Origin of the sequence: Clostridium sp. ATCC BAA-442 (assembly GCF_964239415.1) — a bacterium.
Taxonomy (GTDB): Bacteria; Bacillota; Clostridia; order Oscillospirales; family Oscillospiraceae; genus Flavonifractor; species Flavonifractor plautii.
This window is the reverse complement of the sequence record NZ_CAXSQB010000008.1, coordinates 1-12045: the sequence shown is the minus strand read 5'-3', so window position 1 is coordinate 12045 and position 12045 is coordinate 1. Positions and strand designations below refer to the sequence as shown.

The window sequence follows — 12045 nt, the reverse complement described above, 5'->3', positions numbered from 1 at the left end:
GTTTCCCCCTTACTCCAGTTTGACCCGCGGGTCAAGGACCGCCGTCAGAATATCTACCAGGAAGCTGGCCATGAGCACGGCAAGAACCGAAAAGAGGGCGATCATCATAACCAGCGGGTAGTTCTGCCCCGTTACCGCCGTCTTAAAGGCGTTACCAATCCCCGGCCACTGGAAGATGGTCTCAATGACGACAGAGCCGCCGATCAGGGTGGGCAGACGGAAACCAATTAACACCACTACAGGGGTGAGGGCCACCCGGAACCCGTGGACCAGGTTGACCCGCCACTCCGGCAGACCCTTGGCCCGTGCTGTCTTGATGTAGTCCTTGTTCATTGTATCCAGCATACTGGAACGGGAATAGCGCATGACGCCGGCGGTGAGGGAGATTCCCAGCACGCTGGCGGGCAAAATCAGATATTTGAAGTGGTTCCATATCCCCGTCTCTCCCGGCGCCATGCGGCCTCCAATCGGCAAGATCGCCCAGTCCAGTGCAAAGACGAGGATACACAGCATACCGAAGAAGAACTGGGGGATGGAGACGCCGATCATGCCGAACACCGTCAGCACGTTGTCTCCAATAGACCCCTTCTTCAGCGCACTGAGGATGCCCAGGATGCTGCCCAGCACCGACGAGATGGCCAGGGCCGCCAGGGACAGCTCCAGCGTGGCCGGGAAGAGCTGGAGCAGGATGTCCTTGATGGGCACGCCGCTGGTAATGGAATAGCCGAAATTACCGTGGAGCAGTTCCCCCAGCCAGCGCACGTAGCGCAGGAGGAAGGGATCGTTGAGGCCGTAGGACTCCCGCAGCGCCTCCAGTTGTTCCGGATTCACATTCGCAAGCTGGTCCGGCGGAATCATATGGGAGATGGCGTCTCCTGGCGTCAGTTCCAGCCCACCGTAAATGAGGAAAGTGATGACCAGAACCATGGGGATCATATACAGCAGTCGTTTCAGAATATATTGAGCGGTATTTCTCATGAAGCTCCCTCCCGGATTTAAAAGAGGAAGGGGGGGCGGGCGCCGCCCCTTCCCATCAATAGTCTCTCAGGGCTGAACGGAGAGGGCCCGGCCCTTATGTATTTTTCGGGCTCGGCCGGTAATCACTGTACGTTCCAGTTCTGGATGTCCCAGTTGATGCAAAACTGCGGGGTGCCCTTTTGGATGTCGCCGATCTTGTCGCTGGTAATCAGGAAGATGGGCTGATAGTAGAGAGCCATGGTGAACAGATTCTCATTCTCGTACTTAATCAGCTCCTTGAACGCCTCGTTTTGCGCATTCACATCGGCGGAGGCGTTGGTGGCGTCGAGCAGGCGGTTAAGCTCGGCGTCCTCTGGCGTGTGAGAGTTGGTGGGAGAGCCGGTACGGTAGCGGTCGTAATACTCATGAAGGGAGAGGGCGGCGTTGGCGGCGTAGCAGATGTCCCAATCCACAGCGCGGGGGCCGTTGGTCTGGTCGGCGGGAGCGGTCCACAGGATGGTGGCCAGATCGCCCTCCACCAGCTCAAACTCCATCTTGATGCCAACGTCAGCCAAATACGCCTGAACGGCGGTCATCAGGTCCACAGTGGCCTGGTCGGTGTAGTAATAGACAGCCTTGATGACGGTGTTGGGGTCCCAATTGGCCTCGGCCAGCAGCTCCTTGGCCTTCTCCGGGTTGTAGTTGTAGTCGTTCAGGTCGCCGCCCTTGAGGTTGGCGTCGGGTGCGAGGGCGTTGGCGGGGACAGCCGAGCCCTGGAAAAGAGTCTCACAGATGGTCTCCATGTCAATGGCGTAGCGGAGGGCCTGACGGACCCGGACATCAGCCAAGGGGGCGGGGGAGCCGTCCTTCTTGTCGAACTTGTTGAGGTAGAACAGGCGGGTATAGCGCACGTCGATAGGCGTAACGGTGATGCCGGGGGTACCCTCCAGGGCCTGCACGTCTGCAACCATCTTGGTGTAGCCGTAGTCCAGATTGCCGGACTTGGCGCGGGTGACCACATTGGGATCGGAGTCGCCGGCGCTGGGCAGAAGCTGGATCTTGAAGTCGGCCACGCCGTTATAGTATTTGTCGAAGGGTGCCAGGATGGTGTAGTTCTTCATATTGACCTCTTCCACCATGAAAGGTCCGCAGCCGATGGGGTGTTGGAAGAAGGGGGCCTGCTGGACCTGGAGGGGGTCAATTCCCTCGAACTCGCTCTTGGGCACGGGGGCGAACTGGGTGAAGGTCAGCAGAGCGTCGGGGGCGATCTTATCAAAGGTAATGATGATCTTCTGCCCGTCGATAGCGATACCGCTGAAGGTGTCATTGAAAGTGTCGCCGGTCTTGCTGCCGGCGATGGCGGAGAAGGTTGAGATAAATACGGCGTTGGCCACCGGAGTTTTGGCGACAAACTCAATGCTCCACTTGATGTCCTCAGGGGTGACCTTTTCTCCGTTGTGCCAGTAAGCGTCGTCCCGAAGAGTGAAGGTAAGTGTCTTGCCGTCCGCGCTGTACTCATAGGTAGCCAGCGCGTCTGGGTGGTTGGGGATGGGATTGAGGTTTTCGTCGGCCACAATCAGGTGCCCATAGACCGCCTTGTTATAGACGTAAGTACCTGGATTGAGCCAGGGCGTCTCGAAGAACTCCTCCGGGCCGCCGTTGGAGTAGACCAGCTTTTCGCCGGCGGCTCCGCTGTCAGGGGCCACAGGTTGGGTGGTCTGCTGCGTACCGGGATCTTCCGGCGGATTCGTGTTGCCTGTGGGCGTCCCGCCACAGGCGGCGAGGCCGAGGACCAGTGCGGAAGTGAGCAAGAGACCTGTTGCGCGTTTCCAGAGGTATTTCATTGATTCATTTCTCCTTCCTAAGCGTTGCATAGTAGACGGGCCACTGGGACAAATGCGCCGCTGGGTGACTGTTGCTCTGATGCTGGTTCTATTTTATTCCATATGAAAGTCATTTTCAACAACTAATAATACACGAAAATCAGTTTCTTTTCTTGTGCAATCACACAAAAATACTTATTTTCTCAAACAAGGAATTGTCAGAGTTAGAAAATGAGCATAAAATGCTTCTTGGAGATGCGGCGTGCCCCTGATATTGAACCCTGCTGCCGCGTTTACACAGAAAGGACTGAAACCATCCATGAATGGCGAATCGATTTTCGATGTCATTATCCAAGGCTACAGCTCACTGACCCGTTCCGAGATCAGGGTGGCCGACTATATCCTCAAGCACAAGCCCGAGCTGCCCTATATTATGAGCAAGACTCTGGCGGATGCTTGCCAGGTAAGCGAGGCAACTATCACCAGGTTCTGCCGCTCTGTGGGCTGCGCCAGCTTTAACGATTTTAAGGTACGGGCGGCTCAGGCCATCTCCTCCGACAGCACCTCCGGCCCGGCCAGCGGATACGACCTCTATGGTGACATCCAGTTGGAGGACTCCCTGGAGCAAAAATGCCAAAAGCTATACCGCGTCGGCACTCAGGCCCTGCAACAGACGCTGGACTTGCTGGATTACGGCGCGGTCCGCAAGGTGGTGGACTGCCTCTATGAGGCGGATAATGTGTACTGCTTCGGCCAGGGCAACACTTCCATCATAGCCATGGACGCCTGGGGGCGTTTTTCCTCCATCACCTCCAAATTTCATTGGATCAATGACTTCCACATGCAGGCGATCACCGCCGCTACCCTAGGCGCCAAGGACGTCATTCTCTATTTCTCTTTTTCCGGCGCCATGCGGGAGCTGTCCGAGCTGGGCGGCCTCGTCCAGAAGACGGAGGCCAAGCTGATTCTGGTCACCCGGTTTCCCAATTCCCCCGGCGCCAAATTTTCCGACCTGCTCCTGATCTGCGGTGCGGACGAAGCCCCAAACCAGCAGGGTTCCGTCGCCGTTAAACTCGGGCAGTTGTTTATCATAGATGTCCTGTTTCACGAATACTGCTCAAAAGACGCTAAAACCGCCCTGGAAAACAGAGAACGTACCCTGAACGCCACTGCTCCCATGTTGCTCTGATGCTAAAGTGCAATATGAGAAAGCGGGAGATCATACACTGTGGCCGCGCTCCGCTTGGCTGCCAGCCGGGTGAACCCGGCTCTGGAAAGCGGACGGGCCCTCTTCCGGCATTTGAAGGAGCCGCACATCAATGCCCCGGTCAGGCGGCGCCATGGAGCAGCCCTATGCCCCCCGGGGTGTCCAGGCCCAAACGAGGGCTCTTTTGATTCCCGGATTCCACGGCATCCAGGCCGTCGGCGCCCAGCCTGGAAATATGGCCGGTCTGTATGGTGCGGCATATCAGGCACTACAGACTAGGTAAGGAGAAAATTCACATGATTTATGACAAACGCGCTGAGCTCGCCCGGTATTTCGGGCTGTCCCCAAATTTGGACGCGGCCATCCGTTTCCTTCAAACCACTGACCTCACCGCCCTGCCAATGGGGCGGACTGAGATCCCGGGCGGAGACATATACTACAACCACTTTACCTACACCACGGCTCTCATATCCCAGGCCTCTCTTTTTGAGGCCCATGAACGTTATCTGGACCTCCACATCGTCCTTTCCGGCTGCGAACAGGTAGCCCTGGCCCCAGTAGAATCCCTAGATGAGGCGGAAGTTCGTGCAGATGAGGATTCTACCATGTACCGGGGTACGCCGGAATATTCGGTTACGTTGGACCAGAACAGATTCCTGCTGGTCTTTCCCGGTGAAGGGCACCTGCCAAAGCTCTCCGATAGCGTTCCGATGAATATTGACAAGCTGGTCTTGAAAATTCCCTGCTGACATAAGGGAAAACTGTATGGATATTAAAAATATCAAGGTGTGATCCCGGCGTTCTATGCCTGTTACGATGACGAGGGCAACACCTCCCCAAAGCGCCCCGTGCTTCGGCACGTTATTTTCTGGAAAAAAGGAGGGGCACGGACCTCTACGTGGGCGGCTCTCCGGGCGAGTACGTCTGAAACGGGCTCTTTATCACGCCAAAATGAAAGAACGCCATCTTGCCTTAGCGTTTCATTTCTAATTAGGCTTAAAGTAAAAAGATAGACCGGCCTCCCTTTTCGGGCTATCCAGTCTATCTTTTTATGGGTTTGTTTTGTAACGCGCCCGTTTTTGTTTTATTGATTTCCTTTGTCCGAACGCAGGGTATGTACCGGAGCCATGGGAACTGCAACCCGGACGGAATCCTGCTCCACACTCAACTCGGTGACCGCGAAAGGCCGCTGGGTGGCCTCCACATCTGTTCCGTACAAAACCAGGCAGAGCCTCCGTCCCGCCCGAACCGTATGATCCATGGGTACCATGGAGAACTGGTAATCGTAAATAACGCCTGGCTCAATGGTATCCTTACAGTAATGGCTGCGGCGGTTCTGGGCATTCATCCAGCCGCGGGAGATCACCTTGAAGGCAGAGGGCTTCTCTTCCGACCGGAAGCGCTTCCAGTCCCCCAACGGTGTGTTGTTTCCCCATGGAATCCCGCCGGCCTGTACTACCTCCTGTTCCGGTGTGAGCCGGCATTCCTCTCCCAGTTCCACCAGCATGGCACTGAGAATGGCGGTAGAGGCCCGGCAGGCGGCACGAAACGAAACCTGAACCGTGCCGCTGATCCGGGTATCCGTTTTAAGCGGGGCGGTGATATAACGCAGGCAGTGGGCATGTCGTTCGCTCAACACCAGCTCGGCCAACCACTCGGCGGCGTTGTCCCGGGTTCTGTCATACACAGTGGCTGACAGGTCGTCCACCAGGCGGCCGCTCTCCTGGGCGGGCATGAGCACCGGCTCGGTATACCCTTTGACCGCCGGGAAGGAAGGCGACGCCAGCCAGAGATCCTGATCCAGATTGCTCTGCACCAGAACATTGGGGATACGCTCTGCCGCACCGTTCTCAATACCGTAGAGCCAGTGATCCAGCCAAAGGTGGAGCATCTCATTGAACCGGCTGCCCTGCAAATCATGGATGTAGATATGCCCGCCCTGATGAAGCATCATCTTACAGGGGATCCCTCTGGATTCCATGGCGGCAAAGAGATTGACGCAATGTGTCGGCTTGACATTCCAATCCGCCAGACCATGTACCAGAAACACCGATGCCTTGAACCGGTCGGCCGCCTTCAGGTAATTGCGCATGTCCCACCAGCGGCTGTAGTTGCCGCTGTCCCGGTCCTCATCTGCCGCAATTCCCTCCAGCCAGGCGGCATACGCCTCCCGAACGGACGCATAGTCCTCCGGGTCCTTGGCACGGCTGAAGCAGTATTTGGCCAAAATGTCCAGGTCGTCGCCCTGCCAGCCGATGGCGGGCAGGTTCAAACCGTTGCAGCGGTAGTAGTCATACCAGTTGGAAATGGCGGCTTCGGGAATGATGGTTTCCAATCCCTCCACACCGGTGGAGGCGACCGCGATACACATCGTCCCCAGGTAGCTCTTGCCGGACATGGCCACCTTGCCGGTGCACCAGTCCGCCCGGATCTCAATGTTGTCCGTCAGGTTGGTAAAGGCCCGGCAGCGGCCGTTGAGCCAGTCGATGACCGCCTTGAATGCCGCCGTCTCCTCCGGGGAACCGCAGCAGTTGAATCCCTGGGATCCCCGGGTACCCAGGCCGCCGCAGAACACGGAGGCGTAGCCACGGGAGTTGAAGTAGCTGTACCAGTCGCTGATACAGTCCAACGGGATCTCCTCCGTTGGCGCGGTATCCGCATAGCCGACGGTGGCCCTGGGGTATCTGGGCTGGGGGAAGGATACTGTGGACGGGTCAAAGGTGATGTCCGACTCGGTGATGTGCTGCTGGGGATAGGGACTCACATCCCGGTCCACATCGTGGGGGACATACCAATCCTCATTACACTCCAGCATGTAGGGGTTGGCCACATAGATCGCGGGCACCCTCATCCCCTGAGTGGTTTCCAGTGGGCGGCGGATGTAGACTGCGATCAGATCCAGTCGGCCGTCCCCGTCTGTATCTACCGGCGTCTCCACATAGACCTTCTCAAACAGACACCTTTTATAATCAAAAACCGGCTGCGTCAGGCCGTCCTTCAGCACAATACCAGGTATATGTTGTTCCACAAGAACGTTCTCCTTTCCGAAGAGAGGCTTACTTATCCTGACTTTTCTTCAGGAAGCGCTTCCAAACCAACACCATGCCTGCGCCCAGAAGCAACATTACGATGAGGAAGGAAAAATAGTAGCGGTAGCCGGTGACGCCCGGATAGCCGTCGATCAGCACGCCCGCCAGCAGGGAACAGAAGATCTCCGGCAGATAACCTACGGTGGAGATAATGCCGGCCGCCGTTCCGGAATACCGCTCCGGGATCTTACCCTCGTCCATCATGGCCCAGGTCAGGGCATAGTTGACATTGTAGAAGAAATAGATTACCAGGAACAGGATCACAAACGGCAGAACCGAGGCCGTGGCCTGTGGCAGAAACAGGATGGCCACAGTGCCCACCGCCATGGCGATGAATGAGGTGAACAGCAGGGAGCTGGTACCCACCTTGTCGGCCAGGTAGCCGCCGCCCACGTTGGAAACAGGACACAGGAAACGCTTACAGGCCGCCAGAATCGCCCCGAAGGTGACGCTCATGCCCAGAATCGAGGTGCCGTAGGGGGTGAAGTAGTACAGGGACAGCGTAAAGACATAGTTGCAGAAGGTCACCAGGCCGATGATCCAGATGGCAGGCATTTTAAGCACCTTGCCCAGATCCCGGAAGGTAATACGCTCACTCTTCTCAATGGTGGACTCGTCCCGCATCTTCCAGAACACCAGCAGTCCGCTCAGCACTGTAAGAACAGAGTAGAAGATAATCACATAGCGCATGCCCATCTTGTCATCCATATTACTGGCGCTCAGACCGATCCGGAAGGCCACGACAGCCAGAGGCGCCATGACGGCGGCGGTCACGCCGCGGCCGCCCTCGAACCAGCCGAAGGACTTGCCCTTGTCTTCCGGGCTTGACAAGACGCGGACGGCTTTCACACAGGCGGGCCAGAACGCAAACAGGGAGGTGAAGCCCCAAAAGGCATACAGGCCCACCAGCATGGGGAAGGTCAGGGGGAGCAGGTGGAGGAAGCCGCCCAGTCCGGTTCCTACCAGCGACACCGTCAGCAGCAGGCGGATGCTGACCCGGTCTGCCAGGTAACCTCCGAACAAGTAGGAGATCATACCAAAGACGCCGAAGATGCTTCCGAAGACGCCCATCTGGGTGTTGGTCAGATGATAAACCTCCAAATAGGCGTCATAGTAGTCATACCGGAAGTAGGGCAGGCCGTAGATGATGGCACCGCCTGCGGCGATGAGCAGGATGGTAATGAAATTCCGCGCGGTCTTTTCGCCCATCCCAAGCTTCGAAAACAGTTTGGACATTTTTCATTCTCTCCTTATTGTTTTTTCAACTGGTATACCTCAGTATACTTCTCCCGAAGATAGTTGATGAAGTAGGTGGAGCGGAGGGGTTCCCCTGTGGCCCGTTTCACCAGCTCGCCCGGCGGATAGATCGCTCCGAAGCGGTGGATCCGCGTTGCCAGCCACTGATGGATCTCCCGGAAGCGCCCGGCAGCCAACAAATGGCGAAGGGGCCCCAGCTCCCGCTCCAGTGCGGCGGCAAATTGTGCGGCCATCAAATTGGAGGTAAGGTAACCGGGGAAATAGCCCATATAGCCCGCAGCCCATTGGATATCCTGAAGGACGCCCTCCCGGTCATTCCGGGGTGTGATTCCCAGATAATCGGTGTATTTCTGTCTCCACACCTGTGGCAGCTCCGCCACAGACAGCGTTCCGCGGATCAGATCCTTCTCCACCTCATAGCGTATGAGGATATGGAGAATATAGGTCAGCTCATCGGCATTGTTCCGGATCAACGTGGGACGGACCTGATTGACCGACTGAAAGAGCGTCTCCCGCTCGCCCACAGCCAGTGAGGGGCAGAGCTGCTGCATTCTTGGGAACAGATACTCCCAGAATCCGGCGCTCCGTCCAATGATGTTCTCATAAAGACGGGCCTCCGCCAGCTCGGTGGCAAAGGATGCCACTTCGCCCAGAAGCATCCCCAGCAGAGCCGGATCAATATCCTGTTCATAAAGGCCCATACCGCCTTCGTGCAGGGTGTTGAACAGACCGGAGCGGAAATCCTCCGCCTGATAGGATGTGATCACTCGGACATCGCCCGGTGAAGCTGCCAGGGTTGTTGGATGAGGTCCCTCGTCCAGACGGCCTGATGCAAAATCAAATCCGATTGTCTCCAATACATATTGCGAGAGGGCCCGCTGTTCCTCCAGCGGGAGGCGAAACCGCCCTTCCGCCGGTTCCCCACATGGCATTCCACGGGCCTGCAGTGTCTGAAACAGGTCGATCACAAAGTGTTTCAGCTCATCCGCCAGACGATCCATCTGCTGTACGGTAGTCCCTGGCTCATAGAAGCTCATGAGGGCGTCGTAAGGCTCCGCTTCGTACCCCCAATATCCGGCGAAAGCCCGGAAGGTATCCACAATCCGCTCCAGATAGGGAGCAAACCGCTGAAAGTCATTGGCTTCCCGTGCCTGTTCCCATACCTGCTCAGCCTTTGCAATGAGGGCAATGTATGCCTGATATTCCTCCTGCGGGATCTTATTGATATAAATGTAGTTGCTCTCTACCCTTCGAACCATTGCGGAAACTTGGGGTGGAGCGTCCTTCTGCCGGGAAAAATGATCGACCAGGCTCCGCAGCTCCGGCGAGCGAAACCGCTCATAGAGCTGCGCGCCTAGAAAGGACATCACCTCACTGCGATAGGTCAGCCCCTTCTCCGGCATGTAGGTCATCTTGTCCCAGTAAAGCGTGGAGTTAAGTGTATATTTCAGATATTCGATCTCACGGATCAGCCGCCGAAGCTGCTCCAGCTTTTGTGCATCGGAAGCGCAACGTCTCATGATCTCCCCTCCTCCTTGTTCGGTGCCGCCCGGTTGTATTTCCACAGACCGGCCATCAACAGCATGCAGGCCACCACATAAATACCGGAGGCAATATAATAGGCCGTGCGGTAGCCCTCCTGTTCCACAAACAGCACATTCCCGGTAAACCAACCGCTGAGAATACTGGCGAGCCCCGCCGCCAGATTGATCATAGAGGCAAAGGCCGGGCGGAGTTGGCGTGGTACCAGCTCCATGGACAAAGCACTGTCCACCGGCGAACTGAGGTTGATCAAGCCAGAACGCATAAACAGGGCGATGCCCACGACTGGAACCATAAATTGGCCAAACCGGTCGCCGTTGGCGATAAGAAGCATAAACGGAACGGAGAGCATCGCCACACCGCCCAGCGTCACAATCTGCCCAAACCGTCTGACCACCGCCGGGGTGAATAGCAGGAAGAGAACGATGGCCAGATAGGACAGGGAGACCAGCAGTGAAGATGTCGCCCGGTCAATGTGCAGATTTCGGTTGAGGAAAATCGAATAATAGGAAGTGAACAGTCCCATACCAAAAGAAATCAGCACCCAGTAGATCAGATAGATCACCGCATCCCGTTGGAGCAGAGCCTGCCGCATCTCCCGTAGCCGCTGCCGCCAGGGAACCTGCTCTGATATGGCGATGCAGTGGTCTTCCCGCTCTTCCCGGATAAGAAGCACGGGAATCAGTCCAACCAGCGCGAGCACTGCAACAAGCAGCAGCACATCCCGGTTCCCCTGTAGGTAGTGTTCCCGCAGCCCGGGCGCCATGGTGTCGACGTGTTCCGTCAGTGTTTTTGCCGCCTGATAGGTCACGCCCGCCCGCAGGGAAAACATCTTGACCGTCAGCACGCCGCCCAGATAAGTAGTAAGAAAATACCCCAGGTAACCCAGATAGTAGGCCCGCGTATACCAGTCAATATTGTTGCTCTGGTCGGTAAACACCGCCACATAAGGCGCCAGCATAATATAATGGAGCTGAATGCCTACCAGTGCAAGCAGAGTGGTCAGAAAGAATACAGACTCAGTCTGCATGAATACCGCGCTCAACAGGGCCGCCGCACAGGAGGCCGAACAGAACACCAAAAGTTTTTTATAGCCCGTCTTCGGAATCAGCAGCAGCATCAGAGCACTGATAAAGGTCGCATACCCATAAAACGCCCAAAAGGATGTCGCTACCGAACGCGCCATTTCCTGCATGTAATTGACATAGGTATCATAGATGATGCCGCTGACCAGATTGTTCAGCGCATAGCTGATGATAAACATGGTTATGTTCCAGATCTTTCTCCGCCCTGGGCTCGGCCGTTCCATATCGTCCCCCCTATTTATACCGGAACTGTGTAAAAAATGGGTGCAGCATATTGAGTGAAAACAGGTCGTCTGTCTGTTCTATCCCGGAAGACTCCGCTCTGCTCTCTCCGTGCACCGGGCGGGGAACAGGCGGCTCCTCGCCTTCCAGAATCTCCAACAGAGCCAGCAGGATCTTGGCCTCCCTTTTGGCTTTCTGTAGGTTGAATTTGTGGGCGCGTACTGTGGCAGTGCTGATTCCCATGATCTCACCGATCTCGTCCGTACTTTTCCCCTCATAGATGCAGGATAGCAGCGTCTTCTGCACCTCGGTCAGACCGTTGAGCGTCTTATCCAGCTCCAGCATGGGCCAGAATGTGCCGGAGTGGACTTCCTGCATATGCTCCCGTATCGCCCGCTCTGCCGTCACATCACGCCCGCGGCTGTGATAGATGACGCCTGTCTCAAAAGACGCGCCGCAGAAAATGCAGGTGTAAGTACCATCTCTATGGATGACGTATCCGCGGCGCAGTTCTTCCAGTGAGAGCTCCTTAAAGTCCCGCAGCTCGTTTCCACCTGCCCTCTTCAATTCAGTCATCATAGCCGCGCCTCCATTTACTAATCATTTTTATAAAACGTTTATTTTTGATTAAATGATAATGTCATATCGTTTATTTGTCAATATCCAACAACAGAGAATTCCATTTTCAGCAGTCCGCTGAATATTTTGCCCTTTTTTTGACGCACTTCCTTCTCTTTCGTCCCCAAACACTTGCAGTACAACGGAAAGCCCCTCTTCATATCCTTAGTCATAATAGACAATTTTTATCAGTCTATCTGAACGCTTTAGCCGGAGAGTTTGCGGACAGACTAAGCCCCCCCGCC

9 protein-coding genes are annotated in these 12045 nt (G+C 56.1%); 2 read left to right on the top strand and 7 right to left on the bottom strand.

The annotated features are described in order from the left end of the window. Positions 1-9: 9 nt before the first annotated feature. The gene (locus ACESY8_RS05235) at positions 10-978 is read right to left on the bottom strand and encodes an ABC transporter permease (RefSeq protein WP_009257684.1); all 969 of its coding nucleotides are present in this window, start codon (positions 976-978) and stop codon (positions 10-12) included. A 122-nt stretch (positions 979-1100) separates the two neighbouring features. Next, positions 1101-2801: an ABC transporter substrate-binding protein gene (locus tag ACESY8_RS05230; RefSeq protein WP_054338675.1), complete on the bottom strand. Its 1701-nt coding sequence runs from the start codon at positions 2799-2801 to the stop codon at positions 1101-1103. Between the two features lie 298 nt (positions 2802-3099). On the opposite strand from ACESY8_RS05230, the gene ACESY8_RS05225 reads away from it, so the two are divergent. Further along, positions 3100-3969 (top strand): MurR/RpiR family transcriptional regulator, encoded by an 870-nt coding sequence (locus ACESY8_RS05225; protein ID WP_024724583.1) that lies wholly within the window; start codon positions 3100-3102, stop codon positions 3967-3969. 314 nt (positions 3970-4283) lie between these two features. Further along, a complete protein-coding gene (locus ACESY8_RS05220; protein WP_024724584.1) occupies positions 4284-4736 on the top strand; it encodes a NanQ anomerase/TabA/YiaL family protein in 453 nt (150 codons plus the stop codon). 335 nt (positions 4737-5071) lie between these two features. Here the strand turns inward: ACESY8_RS05220 and ACESY8_RS05215 are convergent, their stop codons facing one another. The 5 genes from ACESY8_RS05215 to ACESY8_RS05195 are packed head-to-tail and all read right to left on the bottom strand — an operon-like array spanning position 5072 to position 11761. Continuing rightward, positions 5072-7015, bottom strand: coding sequence for a Xaa-Pro dipeptidyl-peptidase (locus tag ACESY8_RS05215; protein WP_432490235.1), 1944 nt, complete (start codon positions 7013-7015; stop codon positions 5072-5074). Positions 7016-7043: 28 nt separating this feature from the next. Then, positions 7044-8312: an MFS transporter gene (locus ACESY8_RS05210; protein WP_009257677.1), complete on the bottom strand. Its 1269-nt coding sequence runs from the start codon at positions 8310-8312 to the stop codon at positions 7044-7046. Between the two features lie 14 nt (positions 8313-8326). After that, on the bottom strand, positions 8327-9853 hold the full coding sequence (locus tag ACESY8_RS05205; RefSeq protein WP_024724586.1) for a carboxypeptidase M32: 1527 nt from the start codon (positions 9851-9853) through the stop codon (positions 8327-8329). Beyond that, complete coding sequence (locus ACESY8_RS05200) at positions 9850-11184, bottom strand: MFS transporter (protein ID WP_080744508.1); 1335 nt, start codon at positions 11182-11184, stop codon at positions 9850-9852. Before ACESY8_RS05200 ends, ACESY8_RS05205 begins: the two co-directional genes overlap by 4 nt. A gap of 10 nt (positions 11185-11194) precedes the next feature. Beyond that, complete coding sequence (locus tag ACESY8_RS05195) at positions 11195-11761, bottom strand: helix-turn-helix domain-containing protein (protein WP_054338673.1); 567 nt, start codon at positions 11759-11761, stop codon at positions 11195-11197. Positions 11762-12045 lie beyond the last annotated feature (284 nt).